Raw genomic sequence first — 25,909 nt, forward strand, 5'->3', positions numbered from 1 at the left:
AAGGTGGGGATGCCGAGGTCCACGGTGGTGCTCCGGCGGGCGTGTTCGGCATCCAGTTGAGCGAGCTTGCCCTGGGCGCCGACAAGGCTGACTTCCAGTCCTTCCAACTCACCCAGCCAGCCCTCGCGCCCGGCCTCGGTGATATAGGCCAGGAGGTTGTCGCGGATCTCGGCCGACGGCCGACATCGGGCGTAGCCGTCAGCGCCCCGGTGCCGAGGGGCCGATCCTTCTGATGTCACCCCGGTACGGGAGATGCTGAGGTCGTACCGATGCGGCCCGCGATCTGTGGGAAGGCCGGCATCCCGAGATGGATCGCCGTGCTGCGGCGGGCGGCCTCGGCGTCGATCTGGGCGAGCTTGTCGCGGGCGCCGGCCAGGCTGACTTGGAGGCCCTCGATCTCGCCGAGCCAGCCTTCGCGTTCGGCCTCGGCGATCCGGGCCTGCAGGTTGTCGCTGATCTCCGCCAGTCGTGGCCGCTGGGCGGGGTCCGGCCGAAGGAGCGCGCACCGGACGCACGCGTGCTCGTGGATGCAGGAGGTGCCGAAGGCGCGGGCGCAGATGCCGACGGACAGCTTGCGGCGTTCGAAGTGGCCCAGGAAGGCGTCCCACTCCGCGTTGGTGGGAGTGCGGTACTCCTCGGCGGGGCGCTGGCCCCGGCGGCGGGCGAGGAAGGCGCGGTGCGCCTCGATAGCCTCGGCGGGGTAGGCGGCCTTATAGCCCATGGTGGTGGTGATGGTCTTGTGACCGCAGATCACCTGGGCAATGTGCGGGGGCAGGCCGGAGAGAATGGCGTCGGTGACGAAGATCCTTCGGAAGTCGTGCGGCTGGTAGTTCAGCGGATCGCCGGCCGCGTCGGTGAGCCCGGAGGCGGCGAGCGTCTCACCGAGGGCCTTGCGGATGGTCTGGGCGGAGACTGGCCGGTTCTGTCCGGCGCTGCGCCACTGGAAGAGCAGGGGCAGGGGCGGGTTCCACCGGCGTTCGCCCTGGTCGTAGGCGGCGATGAGCGGGACCGTGCCGTTGGCGTCGCGCACGCGGGTGACCATGGCGGACAGGACATCGGCGAGTTCCGGGCTGACCAGCAGCAGGCGCTCTTCATCGGTCTTGGAGGGGGCGATCTGCAGCAGAGGCACCACTTCGCTGGTGGTGGGCAGGGTGTACTGGACGATGCTGTGGTGGCTGATCTCCAGCATCTCCTCGATGCGGGCGCCGGTGTGGCGGAAGAACTCGATCGCCGCCCACACCCAGAACGCCCGGTTCTCGTCCGCCACCAGGTAACGGCGCCGCCCGCTCCCGTCGGTGGCCAGGGTCGGTTCCAGTCCGGACTTGCTGGCCCGGGGTTTGGTGAAGGTCTCTCCCCCGACCGTGAACCGGGCTCCCAGCGGGGTGTCCCGGAACGCCGCCAGGCGTTCCTGCGCCTGACGCAGGAGGAGTTCGGCGGTGCGCAGCACGAAGGGCAGGGTGGGCATGCGTTCGCGGGTGCGCTGGTCGGCGCGGGCCTTCACTCGGCGGTTGTGCTTGCGGGGAGTAATGTCGGAGTCCCTGACCGGGCAGGGTGCCACCCACGGGCCCCAGCGGGCGGGCTCGTCCGCAGCCCAGGTGGCGAGGTCGAGGTAGAAGGCGCGTACGGCCGTGAGCAGGGTGCCGGGGTTGAGACGGGGCGCAGTGCTCTCCACGATCTGGCCGTCCGCGGCCCGACGGCGGACGGTCTTGGTGCGGATGCGCTCCTTCCAGGCCGCGGCCGTCTCCGGGCTCAGGCGCAGGGAGTCGATACCCGGGTGATGGTGTTCCAGGTCGGCCCAGAACCGAGCCACCAGCGTCCGGGAGAGATCCTCGAAGGTGTTGTAATCCAGTGCGGGACGTCGCTCGTTGAGATATTCGACGAACAGATCGCGTACCGGCCGGCACTGAACGTGGTAGCGGTCCACCAGTTCCTCGGCGCTGGACTGGCCCGCGTACGTCGACACCGACCGAAGCGTCGCGGGCGCGTCCGGGGGGAAGTTTCCCAGGTCCTTCAGGAGCGTGTAGAACAGCGTCCGCGAGGTCGGGGCCTTGCGCAGGACGCTGACCTCGATGTGGCGCAGTTGCAGGCAGTCGCCGGTCGTGATGTCCCGCACGCCACCACCTTTGCCGATCACCATCAACGCGATCTGGTAGGCGGCCTTGCGCCACACCGGAGTGCCCCAGAGGGTCCCGGCCGCCGTCTTGAGCGCGGCGAAGCCGTCCGGATCGCGCCGCTGGGCCACGATGTCGGTCACGAACGGCGACCAGCGGGTGGCCAGCCACTCCAGCCGAGGCCGGTAGACGTCCGCGACCGCCAGGAACACGCTGCCGCACTGGATCTCGTTGCGCACCGTGCGCCTGCTCACCCCGCACTGGGCGGTGATCTCGTCCGCGACACGGTCGGCCCACGCACGCTCAAAGGCGTCCGAGCCGGAGGCCACCCACCGTTCCTGCCAGCTGTCCCCCTCGAAGGACTCCAGCCAGCGCAGCACCCGATGTACCCCGCGCATCCGGTGCCCGGAGGTCTTGACCGAGTCACTGAACGTCACCTGCACCAGCCGCTCGCAGGTCGCATCGAACGTCTCGGCACTGTGCTCCCAGGACACGGGCACATCCCTCGGAGGGAAGGCCGCCGTCAAAACCCGGTGGCTGCCGCCCATCAACGACACCGTGCCAAGACGCGCCGGAGCCGGACTGCTGACCGCGGGCGGGTGCGGCGTGCTCACATCGGCCGCCGGAACAGCACGTCGAGACTGGCCGGGTTGTACCCGGAAGCCGGAGGTGCCGGCGGCGCCAGACGGCGCTCGGCCTGCCGGGCATGATGCGCGCGCACCTCGTGCAGGATCTCCTCCAGCCCGGCCGCGAGATAGATCTGCGTCGTAGACAGATGCGCATGGCCGAGAACCCACTGCACGTGAGTGAGCGGGAGCTGCGGGTCACGCGCCATCCGGTATGCCGCCGTGTGCCGCACGTCGTGCAGTGACCAGTTCGACCCCAACAGCGCGTTGACCCGCAGCAGCATCGCTCTTGCCGCGTGGTAGGTCAGCGGACGCCATTTCCGGCGCAGTGTCCACCACAGCGGCAGCCGCGGCCCCCGGGGAACACCCCGCTCCCACGCCTCCTGCTGGTACAGCCGCAGCCACACGAACGCATCCGGCGCCGCCGGCAGCTCCTGGTACTCCCGCGAGCCCTTACGGATCACGCCGATCAGCTGCTGCCCCGGATCGGCATCTTCCTGGCGGCACGTCAGCAGTTCGTCGGCCCGGGCCCCGGTCGACACCCACGCCGCCAGCAGGGCCCTGTCCCGGTTGTATCTCAACGCCGCGAACAACGCGTCGAACAGGGCATCAGGGATGCGGCGCGGGATCCTGTTCGGCACCCGCGGCCGGTAACGGCCCTGCCGCTCGTGCGAGAACGCCTCCATCGGATTGTGATGGGCATGAGCCCTGCCGCCCCGCCTGGAACGGTCCAGGGGAAACGGGTTCAGCAGCGGCCCGGTTCCCTCCTCACAATGGAAGTCGTAGAAGGTGCGCAACACCGTCTCGCAGTGCGCACGGGTTGACGCCGCGTACTTCAACCCCGGTGCAGGCTTGCCAGTCACCGGGTTCGGCGAACCGGGCGCCGGAATCACTCGCGGCTCAGGGAGTGCAACTGTCTCACCCGCGGCTTCCTTCGCACGGTGACGCCAGTGCATCCGGACCGGCTTGTCCGCCACATGCATCCACCGCACGAAGTCCCGCGCCTCAACCCGTGTCGCCCGCTCCCACACCACGCCGAACGCCCACAGGAACCGGAACCAGCGCAGCAGATCGTTGCCGTACGAGCGGAGTGTCGCCTCCGGCTTGCCCGCCGCCTGGAGCTCCGAGAACCACAGGGCCACCGGCGTCACCACAGCACCCGTCTGATCCAGGAGTCGGTAGGGCTCGTACCGGTTGCCGGTCTCTTCCAGCCGCCCCGAATCAGGCAACACAAATCCTGCTAGATCCCTAGGAACTACCCGCCCGTTGAGCATGCCGGGAAGCTAGCAAAAGCAGGCGCTGACCTGGGGAAATTTTCCCCGTAGTTCAGTCAACAGGGGGCCGATCCCGTACAGGGCGCTGACGGGCAACGGTCCCAGCCACTCCGCCTCCCGGCCGGGCTCGATCACCAGGACACCGCCCGGGCCTGTGATCTGGGCGGAGGCGGTGGCCGCGACGGTGACCGATCGGCCGATTCCGACCCGCACGTCGACTCCGAGGCGGGCGACGGCGCGCAGCCGCAGCACCTCGCCCAGCCGCTGCGGCGGGACGCCGTGGTAGCGCAGCGCCCCCGCCTTAGGCAGAGTTCGCCGTCTCAACGTGGCGCGTCTCGCTATGCGCAGCGTCACCCGTGCGTGTATGGCTGGATGTAGTTGCTGCCGTTCAACGGCGGGTATGCGCGGGGCGGCGGCGGAAGACCGCTACGTCGTTGCCGGTGCCTACGATGAGATCTCCTCCGGGGGTCAGGGCGACTGCTCGGGGATGAGGTGTCGGCAGGATCCCTGCGGGCTCGCCGGTGCGCAGGTTCCACAATCGCACCGTGTTGTCGCGTCCGGCGGTGACGGCGACCGGGGCGCCGTCCAGCACCGTGCATGCCACCGCGACGACCCAGTCGGAGTGGCCGGTGACGGGGGTGTCGAGTGGGGTGCCGGTGGTGGGATTCCACACCTGTACGGAGCCTCCGGTGTCGCCGGAAACGGCCATCAGGGTGCCGTCCACCACTGTGCACGCCATACTGCTGAACACCAGGCGCCCATTGGGCATGGGTTCACCGACGGAGGTGCCGGTGGCCAGATCCCAAACCCGCACGCATTGATCATCGTCACTTGTCATCGCGATCGGCGTTCCGTCGAGCACGACACACGCCATCCCCCTTACGCTGTGGGGAGCGTGACCCAGGAGCGGTTGTCCGATTTGGGCACGGTTGGTCACGTTCAGCGCCGTCACCTCGCCGGTGAGGACGTCGTCGCTCATGGCGACGGGGGTGCCGTCCATCCACGCAACGGCGCCACTCCTTCCGATGGGAGCCAACGCCACGAGAGGCATGTCAGCGTCAGCGGCTAGGTCCCACACCCGAGCAGTGCCCCTCCGCATCTCGCCGTCTTCGCCACGAGTGATGGCGACCGGGGTGCCGTCCACCACTGCACACGCGATATCGAGAACCCCGCCGGTGTGACCGGTCCGTATAGGGCTACCCAGGGGGGTGCCGGTGGCCAGGTTCCACATCCGTACAGTGCCGTCGTCGCCGGCGGTGGCGGCAGCCGAGATACCGTGCACGACTGTGTACGCCAGCGTTTTTACCTGGCCACTGTGGCCAGGGAGGGGCTTTCCAAGCCGGGTATCGGTGGTCAGATTCCACACCCGCACCGTGCCGTCCAAGCTGCCGGTGACGGCAACTGGTGTGCCATCCACAGTGGTGCACGCCAGTGCTCTCAGACCCTCGGTATGGCCTGTGAGGAGCTCACCGAGACGAACTCCTGTAGCCAAGTCCCATAACCGCACCGTCTTGTCATAGCAGGCCGTGACCGCCATCAGGGTACCGTCCACCGTCGTGCACGCGACTGCGCTAACCCCGGGGGTAGGGCCGAGGGGTTTGCCGAGTGGGGAACCGGTGGCCAGGTTCCACATGCGTACCGTCCGCTCAGGGTCGGCGGTGACGACCACCGGGCTACCGTCCATCGTTGTGACGGCAAGCAGCCGGTTGATCTTGACTGTGCGCTCTGATATGCCCGCGAGAAGCGTTCGGAGAGGGATGCCGGTGGCCAGCTCCCAGACTCGCACTGTGCCACCGCCGTCGCCAGTGACGACGATCGGGGTACCCTCCAGTACCGCGCACTCGACGCTGATCACCTTACGAGTGTGACCTGCGACGGGTTCTCGGAAAGTGACTCTGCGGCCCGGATGGGTGGGGCTTGCGAGGGGTTTGCCAATGGGGTTGCCGGTGCTCAGGTCCCATGCCTGCACCGTGTTGTCGGTGTCTGCGTTGAAATCGGTGTCGTTATAGGCGATGACGACGACCGGAGTGTCCCCCACCGTCGTGCACGCCACACCGAAAATCGAGCGCCCGTCATGTCGTGCGGTGGCGGGGAGCGGCAGGGGCTTGCCGATGGAGGCGCCAGTGACCAGGTTCCACACTCGCACTGCCTCGATCAGGTTCCACACTCGCTTCGTCTCGTCGTATCCCGACAGCGTTTTGTCATACCCCACAGTGACGGCGACCGGGGTGCCGTCCGGCAGCGTGCACACGGCCTCGCACTTTGGAATGGTCCGGCTCGCCAGTGGGGATCCAGTCGTGAGGTCCCACACCTCCACCGTGCAGTCGCCCCCGAGTCTGGAAATGGGGTCTAGGGCAACGGTGATGGCGACGGGAGTGCCGTGCAGCACCATGCACGTGACGTGGGACACAGGCCCGGCGCTGGTCAGGACGTCTCGGAGCGCGGGAGCGAAGTCGCTGCCTGTCGCCCAGAGAGGCGCCCAGTCGCCAGCGGGAATGTGATCGACCAGTTGGTCTCGCAAGGAGGTGGCGCCAGCGCGTGCGGCATCAAGGGCAAGCACTTGGCGGCGTACGCCCGGGGTGGCGGTGGTATGAACGCTGAGGGAGGTACGGTACACGGCTGCTGCCAGCTGGGCGGGCTCGCTTTGGGCTCGGTGCAGGTGCGGCGCCAGACCGCGAGGGGCAGCGTGGACGAGGTACTCGGTGCCGGCGGTTAGGAGGTCGTCGAGCAGCCCTCCGGCGGCTGCGTGACTGGCCACGTGCTCGCACGTGTACGCATCGGCCTCAGCCCAGTCCCGCTCCCCGTCACGTCCGGGAACGGCCTTCATGAGCGCCGCTGTGATGGCCTCCTCCGGTTCTGGATGTTCAAGCTCTTTCTCTTTGCGTAGGTGCTGGTCCAGGGCGTCGTGGTAGAGCCGATATCTGCGTTCCTTCGAACTGACCTGGACCCGTTCGACGAGGTAGTGCGCCGCGCTCTGGAAGATCTCGTCCAGGTCGTCGCCGCTGTGGCGGAGACGGAAGCCGAGTGCGTCCGCTATGTGCAGCCAGGTATCGCTGCGAGGGAGGCCGTCGCCGCGGGCGTAGGCCAAAGCGGTGAGCAGGTTCCTGGACTTCGACGTGTCCGCGCCGCAGGTGTCCAGGTACGCGTCCATGGCGTCACCGACGGTCGTGGGTAGCTCGTCCTCCCAACCGGCTTCGCCTGGACTGAGCTCCTGTTCACCGCGGTGGAGCAGCCAGCCGGTGGTGAGCTGCGCGATCAGGAAGTTGTAGCCCGCCTTGCGCGCCACGGCCTCTCCGATCGCGCGCAGTTGGTCTGGCTCGTACGCGCGGTACTGGGCTGTATCCGTCTGCTCGCTGGTCAGACGGCGTATTGCGTACTCGGCGATGTCTGGGCGGTGCAGATATCGGCTGTCTTCTAGGTCGATGCGAATGGCGTCTCGGCCGAGCCTGTTTAAGATCCGTGCTCGGCTGGTACCAGCGGGCGCTGTGCGCACGGCTGCCAGCACTCGAACCCGGCGGGTGTTGGCCAGCTCCCGCAGCAGAGCTGCAATCTTCTCGGCTTCCTTCAGGTCGGCGGCTTCCTCCACCGCGTCCGCCAACACTGTGATCAGATCACCACCTGGGAGCTTGCGCACCGCAGTCGGCAGTTTATCGGGATCGCTCACCGCGACGTCGAGTGCACGGGCCAGCTGTGCCGTCATCTCGTCACAAGTTTGTCCCCTCAAGTGGAGCGCCACGTCGAAGGCCCCGATCGGCGGGCGCGGATCCGATGTGCCGGAGCGAGGTACTGTCTCGGCCAGACGCGGGTCGGCCGAGACCAGCGAGTGCGCCAGGAGCGCTGACTTGCCGCTGCCTGGGCCACCCGTCACGAGCAGGATCGGCGGCTCAGCGAGGCTCAGGTCCTTGCCTTCCAACCAGTCGCGGATGACGCGGCGGGCTTCGGTGCGGCCGGTGAAGAACCACTCGTCGGTGGGGGAATCGGGCTCGGAACCGCGTGCCCGGGGGCCCCAGTGGGCGTCGTAGTTCGCCTCAAGGTCCAGCCGCCAGCGGCAGTTGCTGCGTATCTCGGGCCAGAGCGTCCGCAGGTAGGACATGGGCAGCATGTGCCCGGTGCGGGTGCCGCGCTTGTCGCGTACCACGACGATGCCAACCACGGCCTCCCTGCTGTGATCGAAGACGGGAGCGCCGGAGAAACCCACCTCAATCGCCCAGCCGGTCTCGCTTTCCTTGTCCAGCTGTACCCATGTCCCCTCCTGTCCGCTGGCTCCTTTCAGTACACCGTTCGCCTGTCGCGTCACAGGATCCCCGTCGGGGAAGCCGTGGACGGAGAATCGGTGACTATCCAGCGTGGGAGGACACGCCAGCGGCGCCGGGGTGAAGTTAACGGGCGACTCCAGTTCGAGCAGCGCCACGTCACCGGAGTCGTTCGCCGCGTCCGGCAGTGCTTTGTCTCCGGAGCGGGCCGCCGGGATCGGCACCCAGCCCACGAGTGTGCCCCGCATGCGTTTGCCAGCAGTTCCGGGCTCCCCGGCGAAGGGGAATTCGACCTCGATCTCCTCGGCCTGCGTGGCCAGGTCAGGGCCAGGCGCTGGAAGCGGTCGGCCGAGCTGCTTTTCCAGGACATGGGCGCAGGTCAGCACGTGCCGGGGCCCTACGAGTACGCCGGCTCCGGCGGCACTCTCACCGTGCGGGTGCGGAAACCGGGCCAGCCACGGCGGTCGTTCAGCGAGCCGGCTTGCCAGGCCGGTCATGGGGCCGGGTCCGGGCCTGGCGTCGCGGCCGTGTTCCGCCACACCACCTTGACGGTCAGATGCGCATTCGTTCCCGCCGACACCAGTGTCGCGCCGAACTTCCCGTCGACTGCCACCCCGAAGGTCACCTCCACCTCCTCGGGCGGTGGGTCGATTGCGCGCAGCTGGGCCAATGCCCCCTCGGCTACCGATCGCACGCCCGCCAGGGCGCCCTGCCAGGTATCCGTCGCTGCCTGGGCGATCCGGTTCCCGGCGCCGGCCCGGACCAGTCCGCTGTCGCCGTTGTCACGTGTCCCGTCAGGGACCTCAACGTAGACGCGTCCGTCCTGGCCGGCCGCGAACTCCACTACCGTCACGCGCGTACTCCTCCGTGGTCAGTGGCCAAGTGTTCCATCCGGCCGCTGTTCGAGGGGAGTTGATGAGCTAACAAGGTCAAAACGCGTAGCTGGCCGTGCGATGGCGCTGGCGTCGCCGGGGGTACGGCCGTCCGGGCGTCTGCGCAGGGCGAGGTTCTCGGCGTACAGGGTTGCCGTGACAGTGGCCAGGGCGTCGAGCTGGCCCTGGAGTTCGCGTGCGTGGCCGCGGGCCTGGGTCAACTGGGCGCGCATGGTGGTGATGGTGTCGTCGCGGGCGAGTTCACCGGGGGTGCGCCTGATGGGGTGGGGAACATGGGTGTCCCATTCGGCGAGGACGTCGGTTGCGCGGTGGACGGTGGCGTGGCTGACTCCGGCTTCGCGGGCGAGATTTTCCTTGGTGAGGGCGCCGTCGGTGTGCTTGGGCTGTCCGGCCAGGAGCCGGGCCATGGCGGCGCGGAGTTTGGTTTCGGAGGTCGGGGAGACGGTCATTCACAGGTCCTGGGTGAGGGCGGTGGTGATGATCTCGACATCGTCGAGGCGGGCTTGGAGCGCGGCGCGGCGGGCGGGAGGAAGACGGCGGTCGCGTAGCTGCTGTGCGAGGTCGTGGTGTTCGGCCAGCCAGACCCTGGCGTGGTCGGCGGTGACGGCTGAGTTGCGGCAGCGGGCGGGCTGGCAGGCTCCGATCAGTGGAGCGCCGCGTTCGGCTTCGGGTAGCTGTTTGGTGCATTCGGCGCGTTCGGGCTGCCACAGGCAGTGGTTAAGGGTGCCGAGGTGCAGCTCTGGCAGTTCGCTGCGGATGAGGTCGGCTGCGGTGCGGGCATCGGCGACGAGCGCCTGGAGTTGGCCTTCGTGGTTGGTATGGGCGTCCGGAACCTGGGCCGCGGCGCGGTCGAGCCCGGCGTGCAGACGGGGTGCTGCGGGGCCTACGGCAACTGGGTGTCCGGCAGTGCGGGCCGTGAGCAGGTTGGTGAGTTTGGCGGCTGCGGCGGTGGCGAGCCGATCGTCGAACTCGCGCATCCAGGTGCCGTCGGGGGCGGCGTAGGAATGGGTGGTGGGGTTGGCCAGGATGCGGCGGGCGGCGTGTTTGAGCTGGATGCCGAGGGCAATCTCGCCGTCGGGTTCCTGGGCGCAGATCACGGACATGGTCTTGCGGAACTGGTGCGGCCGCACCCGGGCCTCGGGGATCGGCTGGAGGCCGGTATAGGTGTGGCGGAAGTTGATGTGGGCGATAAAGGCGTCGATGACGTCCGGGGCCTTCACACCGCGCCGACCGGAGGCGCCCCGGCCAAACGCGCCGGGGTGGGTGAGCGTGGTGAACAGGTGGGTGGGATGCTGCGAGAGGCGTTCCATGACGGTCAGGGCGGTGGCGACGGGGTCGATGATCCACCACTTCTCCGCGATGGGTGCGGGTTCGCTCTTCCGTTTGTGCGAGCGCACCGCGGGCGAGCCGTAGTGGACGGTCAGGGCACCGCGGCGGATCTCCTGGATCTCCGAGTCGCGCATCATGCTCAGTGCGGCGACGAAGCAGTACACGGCGCCTTGCAGGGCGCGCAGTTCGTCGCCCAGTTCCCGGTCCGTCAGGTGTGTGCGCCACGGTCCCGTCGTGCCGTCGGCACGCTGGACGTGGGTGAAGTGCGGGGTGGGCCGGGGCAGGTCGGCCCCGTGGGCCTGCCCGGTGAGGACCTGGCACTGGCCGGCATCGACGGCAGCCTGAACGCGCTCGCGGCGCCGGCGGCCGGCCGCGGTGGACACGGAGATGGTGTGGGGGCTGTGGGTGCCGTAGATGAGCCGGGCCAGCACCGCCCACCTGGGCGTGCGCACGGTGCGCGGCCCCCGCCTGGTGGGGACGGTGTCTTCGCAGACCGGGACGAGGTGGGCGGGGTCGGCGAGCCACCCTTGGAGGACGGCGTCGAGTTCCGCGGGCGACCTGGGCTGCTTCCCCGTCGAAGCACGCCGGACCCCGAGCACCGCTTGGGCTTGGCCGGAGGTGAGCGCGAATGTGCGGCCACGGGCGGCTTCGGCCAGGACGCGGCGGCGGCGCCCTGCGGCCGCCGGACGCGTACGGTCCAGGGCCGTGTGGTTGGCGCCGTCGGTGATGAGCATGCTGATCACCGACCACATCGGGGTACCGGCCGGGCTGGTGCGAAACGGCGCCGCGTGCACGGGAATGAGGGTGTCCGGATCGGCCAGCCATGCCTCCAGCCGCTCGTCGACCCGGTGCCGGGCGGGAGCCGGTGCGGGCGGGTCGGGCTTGGCCGGGAGGGCGAGGACTTCGTCCCGGGCGGTGAGGATGTCCTCGGCGAAGCAGTCGATGTAGGTCCAGGCAGCGCGCAGAAGTGGCCACCACATGGCGGGGGCGACGGTCGGGGTTGGTGTCGTCGGCACGGTGCCGGCGACCTCGATCGGTGCGGGATCCACCGAGAGGCCACCGCCGGTGAGGACCTGCCGCAGCTCGTACAGGGCACTCAGCACCGACCGGTAGGAGTTCAGCGACAGGGTGCGGCTGGCCCCGGCCCGTACCCGCCCGGCGAGGAAGTCGGTGAGCATGTCGGTGTCCCACATCGGCAGGTGCTCGGGCAGGTCGTGTTCGTGTGCCCAGCGGCCCAGCACGCCGATGCGGTCGACCAGTTGGCGCACTGTCGTCAAGTGGGACGGCTGGGCGAGGCGGAATACTCCTGCTGCGCGCAGGACGGGGTGGGTGGGGTTGAGGTGGGCGAAGGCCACTTCCCTGGCCCGCAGGTTCCACACTGGATCGAACTGAGGGAAGGCGATCCGCCAGTTCGAGGGGATGACGTTGCTGGGACGGGGCAGGCAGGCCCCGCTCCAGCGTTCCCGCTCTCCGAAACGAGGCATCGGCGCCTGTTCGTCGAGCAGGCCGTTGGCCAAAGTAAAGACCGGCTCGTCGTCGCCGAAGGCCGCCTGCGCGCTCTCCTTTTTCGCCCAGGGCGCGGCGGGGGCGGTCACTGGTCGTACTCCGTGCGCATCCCCAGCGGAAGATCCAGCCATGCCCGGCCCCCACGGGCCTCATGGCGGGCCTCGGGCATCCATGAGGCGCATTCGTCGAACAGCTGCGCCAGTGTGGCGGCCTGACGTCCCCAGACGGCCTGCCACTGCGGTGGCGTGAGCCGGTTGCGCATCTGCTCGATGTGGTCGGCCAGCAGCACCAGTCGCGGCAGGTGCTCGGGGAAGACGACCGCGTTGCGGCACAGCATGCACATCGCCGGTGCAACGTGGCAGACCCGCCCGTCTGCGGGCGCGTGCGGGGAGTCATACGGGTCGCGGCAGTTGACCAGCCCCATGTCCAGCTGCCCTTCGCGCATCTCCTTGGCCGTGCCGGCTGTCAGCCCGAGTGCGGACGCCACCTGAGGATCCGTCAGCTCCTCGACGGCCGCGTCGTCGGCGAAGACAGGGCGGGTCAGCGAGGCGAACACCTTCTGCTGAGCGCCGGTGACAGCCCGGCCGGCCAGCACGTGGGCGGTGGTGCCGTGCGCATAGTGGCGGCGGAAGACCTCTACATGGTGGTCATCACCTGCCAGATCGGCGACTGCACCGCCCAGCACGACCGCCTTGGTGATCTTCGCAGTCTTCCGCAACCGCCTCACATCATGCGGGAACGAGACGTCAAGCCCGCGGTCCTCGCCATCGCGCGGCCGGCTGATCCAGTCCGTGAACCTCCGCCCGGAAAGGACAAATCCGGCCCGCCGCCCGGCCACCCGCGCGCAGCCGATGCCATCCGGCTCCACCGCGACCCACAGCCACTCCGCCGTAGCGGGGTAGGTTCGGCGGACCGGCTCGGTGACCGCGACCAGCCGGCGCATCAAGCCCGGCACATCCCACCGGCCCTCCCCCTGGAACACCTCCGGACCATCCGGCCCGGCCGGGCTGGTGTGAAGGCGGCGACGGGTGCGCGCGGCACGGTGCTTGGTCTGCCGCAGCCGCACCCCGCGGTCCGTGAACTCCACATCCGCCAGGCGAAGATCATGCAGTTCTTCCGGGGTGCACTCATCCATGGCCAGCAGCAACAACACCCGAAACGGCTGCAGGTCGACCTCGCGGGGAAAAAGCATCGCCCCCAGGCCGGCCAGCAGCTCCTGCGGCGCCCTCCTCACCGACTTCCCGGCGATCTGCCGCAACTGCGCCGGCCAGTGGCGAGGAGACGTCGGCAGATGCGCGCGCAGCACCGCGGTGTCCAGCACGCCGGCGTGCACCGCCCACACCAGGTTCACCTCGCTCGCCCACCCGCCCACGACCGGATCGCATCCGCGCGCCAGCGCATCGCGACCCGCCTCAAGGCGCCGCTCCAGGGCCCGGATGTCGGCTCGGGCCGCATCACGCAACGCCAGCCGCTCGGCCTGGGTGAACTCATCCAGCGGAGGCCCTTCGGGCGGCTTGCCGAACAGAGGCGGCGCCGCGGCCCGGGCCGTGAGCTTGGCCGGCACATCGCCCTCCCGCTGCGCCCGCTGCCCGATCAGAGCCAGCAACGACGACGCCAACTCGTAGCCGCGCTTCGAGGGGGGCGGATGGGCACCACGCAACTCGTGCTCCCAGGCGAAGACCACCTCCGTCAGATCCACGTCCGTGCCCGCCAGCCGTACCGTCTCCGGCGCGATGCGATGCCCGGCGAGCCAGGTGTCGGCGAACGCGGCAAAGGAGCGGACCGCGCTGGCCGACCGCCGGGGATCCCGCACGGCTGTCGCCTCACAGTGCAGCACCCACTCATCGGCCAAGTCCACCACCAACGCCCGGCAGGCAAACTCGCCTGGGTGGACCCGGCACATGTGCCCGCCCGTACGGGTGGCGAGCGCCACCTGCCGTACCCCGACACGGTCCGGGCCCGGCTGCGGCACGACCGGCTGCACCCGTTGCCCCGACACCCTGCGCTGCTCCCCGCGACGCGGCATCACACACCCCCGCCGCGGCCCGCGAGTTGCACGGCGTAGTCGGCGAACGAGCGGTCTTCATCCGTCCACTCCTCCACCGCCCGCGCCACCATCGCGCTCACGTCCTCCAGATAGCGCAGGTACCTCATCGTCGACCGTGGATCTCGGTGCCCCAGCTGCCGCTGCAAGATCAGCAAAGGTGACCGTGCCACATGCTCCATCAGCCACGCACCCGCACCACCCGCCGCACGGCGACGACGTTCGTCCTCGATGACCTGCTCGGTCAAAAGACGCAGCATGAACACGGCGAACGTGTGCCGCAGATCGTGAATCCGCACCCGCGCGGGCATCTCCACCCCACCCCACGCAGCCGAAAGGGTCCGTGCGCGCGAAGCGGCAGCGTCGAACACCTGCTGCCAGCGCGACGCCGACAACAACAGCCCGCCGCGCCCCAGAAACAGCCCCATCGGCTCCAGACCACGATCACCCTCCATCACGGTGATCCGGCGCAGCGGTGCCGGCATCGCCGACACGATGAACGACCGCCTCCGCCCATACAGCCGCCCCGACAAGCGCATCCGCCGCTCATCGACGTCGTCCACGACGAACAGCTCAGCCCGCCGCCGACACAACGCCCGTTGGCTGCGGAGTACCAGGGCGGCACGCTCCGTACGGCGGTACAGCTCCACCGAGCGCAGCACCGGCTGCTGCACCATCACCAACCTCGGCAGGCCGAACTTCGCGATCGCCTGCAACGCCACCGGCACCGCGCCGCCGCCTGGAACAGGCCGCGGCACCTCGATGTCCAGCAGGCAGCTGAACTCCCGCAGCCGCATTCCCGTCGTCACCGCCAGCTCGCTCGCCGACATGCTCCGCAGCCGGTTCGCCCGCCGGAAAGCCGGATCCGGGCTTCCGTCCGGAAGATCCCCGCCCAGCCCGACCCGGTGCAGCATCACCCACTGCGCCCGCGACAGATGCCGCACATCCAGATCGGACCTCGTGCCCCACGACAGGGCATCCCGGCCGTTGCGACGCCGTAGATAAGGGCGTTGTCCGAGCAGGCCGACGCCCACTGCCCAGTCGTAGAAGCCGTTGATCGCAGCGCGGTTGCGCCGCCACGTCGCCGGCCCCACCGGCACGGGCGCCATCTGGGTGCGCCACCGGCGGAAGGCCACCAGGTCAGTCTCCTCTGCCGACACCAGATCCGTCGGCGGATCGAGCACCCGGGCCAGAAAGTCCTCCAGCCCCATCAGGTCGTAGGCGTACTCCCGCAGACTCTTCGCGCCAACGTGCCGGGCGAGGTCGAAGAAGTACGAGCACAAGGGCTCGCGCGGCCGCATGCCCTCATCCACGAAGAACGGCGTGCCCTCGGGCAGTTCCATCGGCCCGGACAGCAGCTCCACGACGTCGAAACCGAGCTCGGCCAGCGCATCCTGATGCCGGACAACGCTGCTGTATGAGGTGAAGAAGTACGGCACCGGGGCTCTCCTGCGGTCGAGGTAACAGCCGCGGAACCTAACAGCCCAACGCCCCGCCCAGGCTCGCTCCGTCAACGAGCTGAGACAGGTAGAAACACTGGACCTAACCGCGCAGGTCGACCAAGGCAGCCGTGGGCGGGAGAGCCTGCACCACCGGCGACAGCTCCCACATCTGCTCCAGGACCTGCCGGTAGGTCTCCTCCGGCAGCCGGTCCGGGCAGCGCACATGCATCACCACACCCGGCCGCCGCCCCGTCGGCTTGGTACTCATCCGGCACTCACCTCCCCCGCCACATTATCGAACGTGCGATCGAATGCGCGAGTGCGGAAGATGCACTCCCGCACCTAGAGTAGAAAATGTGTTCGATAACTCGCCGGACCTTCCGGACGACCTGGAGCGGCTCCAGACGCTGCGGACCTGGAATGCCATGTGGCTGGCCCGCATCGACCGCAAGATCGCCGCACTGGAACAGCGTCAGGCCGAAGAGGAGCACCGCCGGACGCACCGCCCGCCAGTACCGGACTGGATCCTCGAACTCAACCGCGCCACAGGGCACCCGCTGGCCGTGCACGTCGGCGACTGCGGCATGGCCGGCCGCCGAAGACGGCAGGTCGACCAGGATGGCGCCCGCCGCCTCCTCACCGTCGACGGGGTGCCTGCCTGTCCGATCTGCCGCCCAGACACCGCACTGCACATCACCGACTAGCCAGCCCCTCCGTTGTGGCACTCGTCCGCAGGGCAGCGCGGCCCTCCTCGCCGTGAAACAGGTCCGGCCCGTCGCTACGGGGGGAAGCGACGGGCCGGATGACTGCCACGGTCTCATACTCAGCGTTTCCGGCGTGCCGCATCCTGCTCAATTCGCCCCCGCACCACGACAGTTGGCTCTCCGGCTGCGCGGCGCGGTGTCTCAGCCGAGTCCGAGTCGGCTGAGGGCGGTGGTCCAGTCGGTGACGATCGCTTGCTGCGCGGCGGCGAGGGTGACCTTGCCCTTACAGACCGCGGTGTGCAGCTTCGTCTCCACCGGGTCCTTCGCGTTGTTGACCCCCGAGCCCTTCTTGTGGCCGGGGTCGGCGGGCTCCACCCACAGGTTGCGGTAGTCGTTCGGGTCACCCCCCAGCTGCAGGCTGATGAGGTGGTCGTACTCGGCATCACCCATACGACCAGTGAAGCCGTAGGAGGCGGCATTCAGCTCCTTCTCCTTCCCGGTGACCGACGTGGAGGGCCGGATGCCGGAGGTGTAGCCACCCTTGCGGCAGATCGTCGACTTCAGATTCGACTGGGTGACCGCCGGGGAGATTGCGCCCGGCGTGCACTTCGGATCCTCCAGCGGCTCACCCTTCAGATACTGGTAGTGGCAACTGCCCGGGGCCGGCTGTTGTTGGACCGTGTACGTCTTCTGCGGACCTGCCCCCACCGCGATCGCCCGCCCGGCCCCGGCAGCACCCGACGCAGCCGACGTAGCACTCGGGCTCCCGGACGACGTGGAGCCGCCCAGTGACGTGGGGGAACAGCCCGCGAGCATCAGGCAGGTGAGCAGGGCGGACGAAGCGGCACGGCGGGTGGAAGGCATGACGACCCCTCACGGTCGGGCGATGGCTGAGCAGATGCTGCCCTACCCGACTGCCGCCCTACCGCGCAGGGTGCCGTGCACAGGCGCACGCCCGTCGCATGGCGCGGCGCCCGTGGCGTGCAACGCGAAATCCGCGCCCCCGCGCCATGCGGGACGCCGTGGGCGGCCGTCGACCACTACCGCCCTCCCGCCGACCACAATCAGCGCACGGGCGCCTCGCGGTCCTCACAGCGCAGCTCGGTCACCGGTCCGTCGCCTTCGATGCAGCTGGGCGAAACGACGCGACTCGCGAGTAGCCGAACGGGCGGCGCACAATGCCGTAGCGAACGGATCAGAGCAGATCGGTGGTGGCCGTGGCGGGGTCGCGTAAGAGGCGGTGGTCTTCCGAAGAGGGCGCAGTCCTGGGGGGCTGGACCTTGGTAGGTACCAAGAAGCTCGGCAGCGGAGGCAACGGCATTGTCTGGGAGGTGCGCGGCGAGGGCTACCAGGGGCGTTACGCCATCAAGACGTTGACGAAGACGACCTTCGCTGACAGGGAGGGTCGGTTCGCCGCAGAGGTCCAGTTCCTGCGCGAGTACGCCGGTGACGGTGTCCTGCCCCTGATTGACAGTCAGCTCGCGACGGAACGTGTCGACGTGAGCTGGTACGTGATGCCAATGGCCACGCCGCTCCGCACCGCCCTGGGACAGTCCGCCTCGCCGGAGAAGGTCCTGGACGCCATCGCCACGTACGCGGAGACCCTGGCCAGGCTCGCGGAGAAGGGGATCGGGCACCGGGACATTAAGCCCGACAACCTGTTCCAGCGCGAGGGGAAATGGGAAATCGGGGACTTCGGGTTGGTGAGCTTCCCCGGAAAGGACAACCTCACTGAGGCAGGGCGCAAACTGGGACCGGCGAATTTCCATGCCCCGGAAATGCTCCAGGAAGCCGACAGCGCCGATCACGGCCCGGCCGACGTATGGTCGCTGGCCAAGACCTTGTGGGCCCTCCTATCTGGCCAGAACTTTCCCCTGCCCGGCGAATACCGGCCCGGCAAACCGTACGGTCTGAACACCTGGATCACCTATCCATGGAACGCAGAGCTGGACGAGCTGATCGTTCGCTGCACCCGCCTGCAACCCGAAAGCAGACCCACGATGGCAGATCTGGCAAAGGAACTGCGAGCAACCCTGGCCGCGCCGCCGGAAGTGCGCCCCGATGCGAACATCGATGAGCTCCGGGAACGCGTACGTGCCCTTGCTCACCCTCACATCGAGGCGGAGCAGGAGGCTGAGCGTCGGACCCAGCAACTCGATCGCGCCCAAGCCGATATGGAGGCGTTCACCGAAGAGGTTCGCGGGCATCTCCGCGCAATGCTGGCCGAATCGTTCCGCGAGCACCCGGGGCAGGCTCCACCGTTCGACGCGACGAATCTGTTCCCGAGGCGGACGATGCCAACTTGGTCGTTCCTCCAGGGCGAGATGTTCAGATCGCCTGATCCAGCCGCGCGACTTTCTGTCGAATTCTCCCTTTTCGAGCGAATCGATAAGAAAGGTGGCGAACAGGTCGATATCGCCGCCACATTTCGCGTCCTCCATCGTCATGGCGGTTTGGAACAGGCTGTATTCGAGTGGGGTGGCACCTACAGCGCGCCGCTCGGGTCGGCGCAGCTGAGTCGCGCCCGTGACGAGGTGAAGGCTGCGGTGCTGGCTGCGGAACCGGAGTGCCTACGCCAGATTGGCAGGATCATGAACCTGCCTGCCGACGATGTGCCGGCTTGGTACGTCACGGCTAGGGCGCCTAGTGTCTCGTGATCCCGTTTGTGTCACTTCGAGTTGTTTGCGACGAGCTTCTTGATGTTGGTCTGGACGAGACGGACCTTCGCCAGGATCTCTTCGGCGGTTGCGGTCCAAGTGAACGGTTTGGCCTCGGAGTTCCAGGTGTCGATGTAGTCGCGGATCTGCTTGATCAGGACGCTGACGTTGGCGAAGGTGCCGCGGCGGATCGACTGGCGGGTCAGGATTCCGAACCAGGTTTCGATCTGATTCATCCAGGAAGAGCCGACAGGGGTGAAGTGGAAGTGGACCTGCGGGTTGCCGGCCAGCCATGCCTTCACCTCCGGCGTGGTGTGCGTGGAGAGGTTGTCCAGGACGACATGAATCTCCTTGCCCGCGTGCGGTTTTACCGCCTTCTTCAAAAGGCCAGGAAGTTCTTGCCGTTCCGGCTCGGCTTGCACTCGCCGATCACTTCGCCAGTGCCGACGTTGAGCGCGGCGAACAAGTTGGTGGTGCCGTGCCGAACGTAGTCGTGGGTGCGTTTCTCGGTGGCCGCGAAGGTAACGGGCAGCACCGGCTGGGTCCGGTCCAGGGCCTGGATCTGCGTCTTCTCGTCGATCGAGAGCACGACCGCCCCGCCCGGCGGGGCGAGGTAGAGGCCGACGACGTCGGCGACCTTGTCCGCGAACGCGGGGTCCTTCGAAATCTTGAAGGTGCCGTTGCGGTGCGGCTTCAGATTCTCCTCGCGCCAGATCCGCGCGATGTAGTGCCAGGACACGGTGACGTTCTCGGTCCGCTTCAGGTGCTTCGCCAACTCGCGAGTCGACCAGTGCGAAAGGCCGGTACTCGCCGGCGGCGTCATACGCGTCAGCGCAATCACCCGGGCCCGAACCCGCACCGGCACTTGCTCCCTCGCCCTGCCGGGACGGTTGCCTTCCAACCCGGCCAGCCCGCGTTGGGCATAGCGGGCCTTCCAGCGGTCCACGGTCGGCAGCGAGACTCCGAGCAACTCGGCAATGTCCTTGCGCCGACGCCCCTCACCCGACCACAGCACGATCCGGGCCCGCGTGGCCATGTCGGCCGGCACGCCCCGGCTGTTCGCCAACTCCCGCAGCTCGGCGGCCTGTTCCACAGAAAGCCCCATGCCGACAACAACGACACATACGAGATCAAGTAACCCCAACGGGATCACGAGACACTAGCGGGTCCTGATCAACACGGCATCCCGGTGCGGTCCTTGACCCAGATCATCGAGGCGCGCTGGCGGAGGCTGGCGCAACACGGCGACCGTCACTTCCGGCAACGTCAGACCGACGTCAGATCCGGCCGTGGACCGAAGGCCCTGCGGCAACGGGGATGCGAGATCGGAGCGCCGGTGGCGTCCTCCACGGATCGTACGGTGCCGTTCGCCTTGTCGAGGTCAGTGTGGGTTAGCCAACCGCAGTCGAACCCGTCGAAGACCTCGACGTGCCGGACGCCAGCCTCGGCGGTGCGGTTGAGGGTTCCGGCGTTGTACGCCACTGCGCTCTTCGCGAGGGTTGCCGCCTCCGCCCAGGCCTGGACCGGGACGCGAGCACCGTTGCGGTAGACGACGTGCGTCAGCTTGTGCTCGGCGGCAAGCTTGGCTGCCAGATTCCCGGCAGCCTGTGTCGCCGTCAAGTTGCCCGCCGCGAGCAGCGGGACCTCTCGGCGGGCTGCCTCTCGCGCCGCCCTATAGAACTGGCTGGCCATGCGCTGGGCTTCCTGGGAGCGGCGCAGGAAGTCGGCGTAGGAGTCGGCCGCGAGCGACTGGATGGCGTCGCGGTGGAAGGTGGTCCAGGTGAAGGTCACGTTGAGGGCTTCGGCGGCGAATTGAGCGCCGGCGGCGTACAGATGCGGTAGCTGCCGTTGGACGAACTGCTGGGCCTCTTGGTCTACACGTTGGAGGAAGGCGCGGATCGCCTGCTTGAACTCCTCCAGCGTCGCCGCGATGTGCTGCGTCCTTGGATCGTCAGCGAACTGGCTGAGGACAGCCCGCTGTTGGGCGGCGAGTCGCTGCCAGGCGTCTTCGAGGACGGCCGCGACGCGGCGCGCGACCTCGTCCGGGTCTCCGGGCACCAGCGGTGGCCACTCGTAGGGCATGCCGGTCTACCGGCTCCGGTGGGTGCGCAGCAGCGGCGCGGTTACGAGGTCAGTGCTGTCGTCTCCGTCGGCCAGTTCGTCCGGCGGAACAAGGTCCACGAGCGCGGTGATCTGGCGTTCGAGCCCCGCGAGGTTGTTGCTCTGGTCGATGGTGACCACGCCGTCCACGGTCATGCGGAGCGGGTCAGCGAGCAGCTTCGCGCGCCGTTCGGCCAGGACCTCGTTTGCGACAGCGCGAGCGGAGGTCAGCCGCGCATAGCGTGCGTCCAGGTCGACGGTGTCCGTGGTGGGGCCGAGCTGGGCCAGCAACCAGGCTCGTACAGCGATGTCCATCCGATGCTCCTGTCGTACTAGGTGAGGCTCGGCACCGTGACGGTGCCGAGCCTCACTGGTGATGTGCCACTACCTACGCACCCGCACCGGCGGCCTTCGCGGTGCGTCGCCTCGGAGCCTTGACGGGCTCCGGCTCCGAGGCAGGATCCGCCACGGTCTGCGTCTCTCCCTCATCGCCGTCCGCGCCGACCGGGTTCGGGGTGACCTCATCCGAAGAGGGAGCCTCCCCCGACCACGCGACCGGGTTCGGGATGAGCGGGGCGAGCCGCTCGGGAACCTCCTCCCCCGCTTCCAGCCGGATCGGGCCCTGCTCGGGGTCTCGCAGGAATACCGTGCGCGCCAACTTCGGCATGACCAGCTCCCGTTAGAAGACCGTCGCGGCGATGTGGATGTCCGGCACGTACAGCACGGGCATCGCAGCAGCGGCGGAGATCGTGGACAACTGGACGGGGGTACGCGTCTGCACGTGGGTGGTGATCACGATGCCAGAGGCCTCCTCGGCGGTGATGACTCCCTTGCCGCGCAGCTCGATCGCCTCGGCGGTCAGGCCGTACTGGGTCTCGCCCCACTGTTCGCGGCGCGGCGGGATCATCGCCCACAGTGACTCCGGGGTCGTGCGCACCAGGGTGTCGCTGCTGTCGTACGCCTGCACGTCGTAAGTGGTCACGGGCGGCAGGTTGTACTTGGCGCGGACCCGGTTGACCTCCTCCGGCGCGAGCATGCCGCTCGGGATCTGCTCGGTGGACGGCGAGTTGTGGAACGCGGCCCGGTACTCCGCCGTGGACCCGAGCAGCGACAGCGCCTTCTCCGAGCTGATGACCCGCTCGGGGCGCGGTGCGCCGATGCTCTTCAGGTATTGGATCCACGCCAGCTCGTCGGTGATCGGGGTGGCCGCATCCGATTGGGACCACGGCACCGCGACCGTCGGCCGGTTGGCGGCCGGCACCTTCCAGTCGACGTCCAGGGCGACTCCGGGCAGGGACACCACACCGGTGGACAGCATTTGTCCGGCGGCGATCTCCATGGCGGCTTTCGTGGCCTCCACGTGCTGTTCGAGGTCGTCGTAGAGGAGGTCGAGGAACTCGCTGGTGTCCTGGCCACGGTCGACGGCGGCCAGGATGATCTGGAGTTCGGAGAAGGGCAGTTCCTGGCCGACCCAGGGCAGCATGCCTTCGTTGATGACCTGCTCGGCACGCCGCCTCGCGAGGGTCGGCGCGGCTTCCCACGCGCGGAACTTCGCCGCGTTGACGCGCCGCTTGCTGCTCTTCGTACGGAACTTGACGTTGTCGATGTTCCGTTCGGCGAACACCTCGCGGGTGAGGAGGTAGTCCTCCGGCGTGGTGATCGCTCGGATGAACGCCTGGATGTCCTCGGGGACGATCGCCTCAAGAAGCTTCTCAAGTGCCATGGGAGTCTGCCTCCTTACCGGTAGTGGATGAACGCGGTCGTGTTCGCGGCGGCCGGCGGCGCGAAGGCGACGGGCAGCTTCGACGCCTGCACCTCGCCGCGCCACAGCAGTGCGCCCGCGGTCTTCGTCGAGCCGGGGGTGAATGCGGTCTCGGCGACGAGGAATCCGGCGAGGGTCTGAGTGCCGTCACTGGCCGCGGCGTTGTAGGGCGCGTACAGGCCGGATGCGGTGATCTTGCCGAGCGGGATGCCGGACTTGATGATGTGGCGGGGCTGGTTCTGCGTGCCCGGCGTGTAGTGGGTGCCTGCCGTCAGCTTGCTGGTGTCGACGGTGACCGTCTGGGCTTCGTGGACGCCGTCCAGTGAAGCGAGCCATGTCCGGTCGTCGGTGACCGTCGTGGCGGTGGTGAGGACCTGGTAGTCGCTCACGATGTCTCCCTCATGGGTGCGGATCGGGTTGCCCCCGCACCCGGCGCGAGCGGCGCGGGGCGGTGTCCACGAAATGACGGCGGCCGAAGCGCGCCAGGGCGTGGTCCCTGATCAGCCCGACCGGCTTCCGGAAGAGCGTCCACGATTGGAGGGGCGTGGTCCCACGGCCATGTCTCGTCGACGTGGTCAGTCGCTGATGAGCCCTCGCCGCCGGGCCATTTCGAGACCCGCCGCCCCGCGCCGGGGTGGAATGCCTCCGCGCTTCGGCGGGCCGCCGGCGGGAGACCCGCCCGGAGCTGGCGGCACGGTTTCCCGGGCAGAGCCGAACAACTCGGGGCGACGTTCCTTGAGTTGCTCCGCGGCAGCAGCGACAGCCGCCTCGTCGGCGTCAGGCTGGTCGTGCAGGGCGCGGTCGATCAGGAGGACCGCGTCATCGAGGTCGTCCCCCCGTCGCGCCGAGTCCTCCCAGGGCAGCACGTCGGATGGCGGCGCGTTCCCGGTCCCGGGCCTGCGCTTCGCGTGTCTCCGCTGACCTCAGTAGCTCCTCGGCGGCCTGCTCGCGGCGCTCGATCTCAGTCAGCGCGGCCTGGTCGGCGTCGCGTTTCGTGGTGATGAACTCGGACAGTGCCTCGGAGCTGTCGAACCCGAGGTCTCCGAGCAGCTTCTTCACGGCAGCCCGGCCGCCCTGTGTCTTCTCGCGGGCCAGCAGCCGCGACAGGTCTTCCTGCGTGACGCCGCCACTTGGGGCGCCGCCCTCGTCACCGGGCTTGTTGGAGTCGTCGTCGGGCGAGGCCCCGAGGGTCGGATAGATCGGCCGCCCGTCACGGCGGTGCCCGACCGGTTCGAGCGGATTGGGGAGTGAGGGGCGCGTCATGCGTGAACCATCCACAGGTGTCCAGCGCCCCCGCGCCAGTTGATCAGTCTACCCGCAAGCGAGCATCTCCTACTATCTCCGCGGCACCCACGAGACCGTATAGGCCCACCTCGAAGGCGTCTGTCCCATCTACTGTGGCGAAGATCAAAACGCAGAGAAGTGGCGGCGGTGCGCGATCAAGTTACCCTCTTCATCCCGGCGCAACTCGTGAGTCGCATCCTCGGGGACTTCTTGTCCCTCCGGCACAGCTTCACCGTGCGCCAGGAGAGATTCGATGAAACGCTGCTGGAGCAGTTGGCGACGATCTTGACCGCGCTCAGACGACGGCTGGGCCTCCCGACCCTGCTGGTCTCCGCTTACTGCGGGGTCCTGCTCGTGTTCGCTGCTCATGTGTGGCCCTTACCCTCCTTCGAATCGTCGAAGCCTACGCGCCTCAGCTCGTACAGTCCAGGCTCGCCCTGAACGATCTCGTGAGTATGCGTATCCACTTGCCGGTACATGGGCGCCTTTTCCGTGATGAGTTCTTCAGGGGCCCTTATCTCCCCCTGACTGAACAACGAATCAACGAAGAAGGTTGCAGCCCTCAGAGTTCGGTCCTGATTGACATCATTCGGTGGCACGGGATTCACGAAGCGTGGAGGTTCAGATGGGGCAACCACCAGGAAGTCTTCGGTAAGTCCGTACCTTGCCCCAGGCATTGACGTAGTCGGCAGATCCGGCCACTCAATATATTCAGCACCAATTACGCGCTCTATCTTCTCAGTGCCAGCATCCAGCATCGCCGGCGTCAATTCAGAAGATTCAGAAAGGGAGAGAATACCGCGATCAACAAACGCCGCCCGCAGTTCTACGCCGTGCTCGCCGCCGAACATGGCCCTATCCGCGGCAAGCATGTGGGCGGCAACATCAGCGTAATAGCGAGAGGACATTGGAGTCGCCGAAGCCGCCACAACAAGAATCCTAGCTATTTCTTTAGCCGCATCTTGAAGCCTCTCGACGGTGTGCTCACAAAAGGTCTCCGCCAAAGCATCCAAAACGGCGGCAGAAAATACTCGCGAAAAAGAGTGCTCCTCCGCGCAAAGCTGCACAGCTGGTGCACGCAGGGGTAGAGTCATTGGATCCGCGTAGTAAAACTCATTCGCGACATCACGTATACACGCCTGCTCCACCTTGCTGGGCCTGGAACGCCTCAAAGCCCAGGCCATTTGCTCGGCCATACGCGAAAGACGGGACGATTTCTTCAGATCCCCACCAGTGTCGAATATGACAGCCGAGCAGAAACCATCCATTGTGAGCGACGAAAACATAGACGAGATGTCGCCGAACGCCTCATGAAACGCGTACACTTGCGGGTCACTGACGCCAAATAGCCGAGGATTGAGTAGATCGAGAACAGCATGCCCCATTTCATGGCATACGATATCCGGACTCTCAGCTGAATAAATGGTTTGGTTATTTGCAGTGCCGTGAAAAAAATAGACTCCGGTACGGTTATACCAAGCATTAAACCGCTCTCCATCATCCAAGTGGATTGTGAGCCTGTCCCCTATGTCTTCATGCCACTTCGGCTCACCTGCCACCGCTTCCCCAACCCACTCAATGGTTCGACGTATGGCATCAGCAGCTGACCAATAGCGCAACTTATATTCACTGCTGTGAAACGCCCCGGGCACCATGCCGTTGATTTCGGCCACCAATGGATTCTGATCCAGTTTGGGGACCGGCCGAGCAACTGGCGAACGTGTGGACGGCGGCGCCCCTGGGTCGTCCTCCCAGACGTACACGGTATCGGCACACATGACGCCTCCCTGAAAGGGACTACTGAGCTTGAACTCATGAAGTCGTTGGGGTGAGAGATAGTCCGGTTCCAGCGAGGCATCCGTCGATGAGGTGGGGGCGGTACTGGATCTTTCTCATGCCCTGCCGGATGGTCTGGATGAGGTGC

Annotated in this window: 23 protein-coding genes and 1 pseudogene; 2 read left to right on the forward strand and 22 right to left on the reverse strand. The window is 67.7% G+C overall.

The window, feature by feature from the left end; all coding sequences use genetic code 11:
• Positions 1 to 235 precede the first annotated feature (235 nt).
• The 10 genes from R6V09_RS00560 to R6V09_RS00605 all read right to left on the reverse strand — a co-directional run bounded on the left by R6V09_RS00560 (position 236) and on the right by R6V09_RS00605 (position 15,746).
• Positions 236 to 2,605, reverse strand: coding sequence for a site-specific integrase (locus tag R6V09_RS00560; RefSeq protein ID WP_317879297.1), 2,370 nt, complete (start codon positions 2,603 to 2,605; stop codon positions 236 to 238).
• A gap of 116 nt (positions 2,606 to 2,721) precedes the next feature.
• Positions 2,722 to 4,011 carry a tyrosine-type recombinase/integrase gene (locus tag R6V09_RS00565; protein ID WP_317879298.1) on the reverse strand — a complete coding sequence of 430 codons (1,290 nt, stop codon included), beginning with the start codon at positions 4,009 to 4,011 and terminating at the stop codon, positions 2,722 to 2,724.
• A gap of 9 nt (positions 4,012 to 4,020) precedes the next feature.
• Positions 4,021 to 4,365, reverse strand: a complete 345-nt coding sequence (locus R6V09_RS00570; RefSeq protein ID WP_317879299.1) for a hypothetical protein — start codon at positions 4,363 to 4,365, stop codon at positions 4,021 to 4,023.
• A 34-nt stretch (positions 4,366 to 4,399) separates the two neighbouring features.
• Positions 4,400 to 8,761, reverse strand: coding sequence for a trypsin-like peptidase domain-containing protein (locus R6V09_RS00575; RefSeq protein WP_317879300.1), 4,362 nt, complete (start codon positions 8,759 to 8,761; stop codon positions 4,400 to 4,402).
• Positions 8,758 to 9,117 (reverse strand): CU044_2847 family protein, encoded by a 360-nt coding sequence (locus tag R6V09_RS00580; RefSeq protein WP_317879301.1) that lies wholly within the window; start codon positions 9,115 to 9,117, stop codon positions 8,758 to 8,760. The genes R6V09_RS00575 and R6V09_RS00580 overlap by 4 nt, the downstream gene beginning before the upstream one ends.
• Before the next feature lie 18 nt (positions 9,118 to 9,135).
• On the reverse strand, positions 9,136 to 9,606 hold the full coding sequence (locus R6V09_RS00585; protein WP_317879302.1) for a hypothetical protein: 471 nt from the start codon (positions 9,604 to 9,606) through the stop codon (positions 9,136 to 9,138).
• Positions 9,607 to 12,081, reverse strand: a complete 2,475-nt coding sequence (locus R6V09_RS00590; protein WP_317879303.1) for a hypothetical protein — start codon at positions 12,079 to 12,081, stop codon at positions 9,607 to 9,609.
• Entirely contained in the window at positions 12,078 to 13,925 is a 1,848-nt protein-coding gene (locus R6V09_RS00595; protein WP_317879304.1) for a hypothetical protein, read from the reverse strand. The genes R6V09_RS00590 and R6V09_RS00595 overlap by 4 nt, the downstream gene beginning before the upstream one ends.
• Positions 13,926 to 14,017: 92 nt before the next feature.
• Positions 14,018 to 15,475 (reverse strand): site-specific integrase, encoded by a 1,458-nt coding sequence (locus tag R6V09_RS00600; protein ID WP_317879305.1) that lies wholly within the window; start codon positions 15,473 to 15,475, stop codon positions 14,018 to 14,020.
• 103 nt (positions 15,476 to 15,578) lie between these two features.
• On the reverse strand, positions 15,579 to 15,746 hold the full coding sequence (locus R6V09_RS00605; RefSeq protein ID WP_317879321.1) for a hypothetical protein: 168 nt from the start codon (positions 15,744 to 15,746) through the stop codon (positions 15,579 to 15,581).
• Between the two features lie 88 nt (positions 15,747 to 15,834).
• Here R6V09_RS00605 and R6V09_RS00610 point away from each other — a divergent pair, with 88 nt between their 5' ends.
• A complete protein-coding gene (locus tag R6V09_RS00610) occupies positions 15,835 to 16,182 on the forward strand; it encodes a DUF6233 domain-containing protein (RefSeq protein ID WP_317879306.1) in 348 nt (115 codons plus the stop codon).
• A gap of 201 nt (positions 16,183 to 16,383) precedes the next feature.
• Here R6V09_RS00610 and R6V09_RS00615 read toward each other — a convergent pair whose 3' ends face one another.
• A complete protein-coding gene (locus tag R6V09_RS00615) occupies positions 16,384 to 17,046 on the reverse strand; it encodes a hypothetical protein (protein WP_317879307.1) in 663 nt (220 codons plus the stop codon).
• A 416-nt stretch (positions 17,047 to 17,462) separates the two neighbouring features.
• On the opposite strand from R6V09_RS00615, the gene R6V09_RS00620 reads away from it, so the two are divergent.
• Positions 17,463 to 18,839 carry a protein kinase domain-containing protein gene (locus R6V09_RS00620; RefSeq protein ID WP_317879308.1) on the forward strand — a complete coding sequence of 459 codons (1,377 nt, stop codon included), beginning with the start codon at positions 17,463 to 17,465 and terminating at the stop codon, positions 18,837 to 18,839.
• Positions 18,840 to 18,850: 11 nt separating this feature from the next.
• Here R6V09_RS00620 and R6V09_RS00625 read toward each other — a convergent pair whose 3' ends face one another.
• The 11 genes and pseudogenes from R6V09_RS00625 to R6V09_RS00675 all read right to left on the reverse strand — a co-directional run.
• A complete protein-coding gene (locus R6V09_RS00625) occupies positions 18,851 to 19,222 on the reverse strand; it encodes a transposase (protein ID WP_317879309.1) in 372 nt (123 codons plus the stop codon).
• A complete protein-coding gene (locus R6V09_RS00630; protein ID WP_317879310.1) occupies positions 19,219 to 19,932 on the reverse strand; it encodes an IS630 family transposase in 714 nt (237 codons plus the stop codon). Before R6V09_RS00630 ends, R6V09_RS00625 begins: the two co-directional genes overlap by 4 nt.
• A 173-nt stretch (positions 19,933 to 20,105) precedes the next feature.
• On the reverse strand, positions 20,106 to 20,921 hold the full coding sequence (locus tag R6V09_RS00635) for a phage minor capsid protein (protein ID WP_317879311.1): 816 nt from the start codon (positions 20,919 to 20,921) through the stop codon (positions 20,106 to 20,108).
• 6 nt (positions 20,922 to 20,927) lie between these two features.
• A complete protein-coding gene (locus R6V09_RS00640; RefSeq protein ID WP_317879312.1) occupies positions 20,928 to 21,254 on the reverse strand; it encodes a hypothetical protein in 327 nt (108 codons plus the stop codon).
• A gap of 73 nt (positions 21,255 to 21,327) precedes the next feature.
• Positions 21,328 to 21,606: a hypothetical protein gene (locus tag R6V09_RS00645; protein ID WP_317879313.1), complete on the reverse strand. Its 279-nt coding sequence runs from the start codon at positions 21,604 to 21,606 to the stop codon at positions 21,328 to 21,330.
• Positions 21,607 to 21,618: 12 nt separating this feature from the next.
• Entirely contained in the window at positions 21,619 to 22,662 is a 1,044-nt protein-coding gene (locus R6V09_RS00650) for a major capsid protein (RefSeq protein WP_317879314.1), read from the reverse strand.
• Between the two features lie 14 nt (positions 22,663 to 22,676).
• Positions 22,677 to 23,090, reverse strand: a complete 414-nt coding sequence (locus R6V09_RS00655; RefSeq protein WP_317879315.1) for a head decoration protein — start codon at positions 23,088 to 23,090, stop codon at positions 22,677 to 22,679.
• 430 nt (positions 23,091 to 23,520) lie between these two features.
• Positions 23,521 to 23,964, reverse strand: coding sequence for a hypothetical protein (locus R6V09_RS00660; protein ID WP_317879316.1), 444 nt, complete (start codon positions 23,962 to 23,964; stop codon positions 23,521 to 23,523).
• A 144-nt stretch (positions 23,965 to 24,108) separates the two neighbouring features.
• Positions 24,109 to 24,354, reverse strand: coding sequence for a hypothetical protein (locus R6V09_RS00665; RefSeq protein WP_317879317.1), 246 nt, complete (start codon positions 24,352 to 24,354; stop codon positions 24,109 to 24,111).
• Positions 24,351 to 25,658: a hypothetical protein gene (locus R6V09_RS00670; RefSeq protein WP_317879318.1), complete on the reverse strand. Its 1,308-nt coding sequence runs from the start codon at positions 25,656 to 25,658 to the stop codon at positions 24,351 to 24,353. The genes R6V09_RS00665 and R6V09_RS00670 overlap by 4 nt, the downstream gene beginning before the upstream one ends.
• Before the next feature lie 139 nt (positions 25,659 to 25,797).
• Positions 25,798 to 25,909, reverse strand: a pseudogene (locus R6V09_RS00675) (transposase); the annotation flags it as partial.

Source organism: Streptomyces sp. W16, from assembly GCF_033194735.1.
Taxonomy (GTDB): Bacteria; Actinomycetota; Actinomycetes; order Streptomycetales; family Streptomycetaceae; genus Streptomyces.

Bases quoted from the DNA above. Each gene is read 5' to 3' on its own strand.
- R6V09_RS00565 (WP_317879298.1), bottom strand. From the start codon at position 4,011: ATGCTCAACGGGCGGGTAGTTCCTAGGGATCTAGCAGGATTTGTGTTG.
- R6V09_RS00575 (WP_317879300.1), bottom strand. From the start codon at position 8,761: ATGACCGGCCTGGCAAGCCGGCTCGCTGAACGACCGCCGTGGCTGGCC.
- R6V09_RS00585 (WP_317879302.1), bottom strand. From the start codon at position 9,606: ATGACCGTCTCCCCGACCTCCGAAACCAAACTCCGCGCCGCCATGGCC.
- R6V09_RS00605 (WP_317879321.1), bottom strand. From the start codon at position 15,746: ATGAGTACCAAGCCGACGGGGCGGCGGCCGGGTGTGGTGATGCATGTG.
- R6V09_RS00615 (WP_317879307.1), bottom strand. From the start codon at position 17,046: ATGCCTTCCACCCGCCGTGCCGCTTCGTCCGCCCTGCTCACCTGCCTG.
- R6V09_RS00635 (WP_317879311.1), bottom strand. From the start codon at position 20,921: ATGCCCTACGAGTGGCCACCGCTGGTGCCCGGAGACCCGGACGAGGTC.
- R6V09_RS00640 (WP_317879312.1), bottom strand. From the start codon at position 21,254: ATGGACATCGCTGTACGAGCCTGGTTGCTGGCCCAGCTCGGCCCCACC.
- R6V09_RS00645 (WP_317879313.1), bottom strand. From the start codon at position 21,606: ATGCCGAAGTTGGCGCGCACGGTATTCCTGCGAGACCCCGAGCAGGGC.
- R6V09_RS00650 (WP_317879314.1), bottom strand. From the start codon at position 22,662: ATGGCACTTGAGAAGCTTCTTGAGGCGATCGTCCCCGAGGACATCCAG.
- R6V09_RS00660 (WP_317879316.1), bottom strand. From the start codon at position 23,964: ATGACGCGCCCCTCACTCCCCAATCCGCTCGAACCGGTCGGGCACCGC.
- R6V09_RS00665 (WP_317879317.1), bottom strand. From the start codon at position 24,354: ATGAGCAGCGAACACGAGCAGGACCCCGCAGTAAGCGGAGACCAGCAG.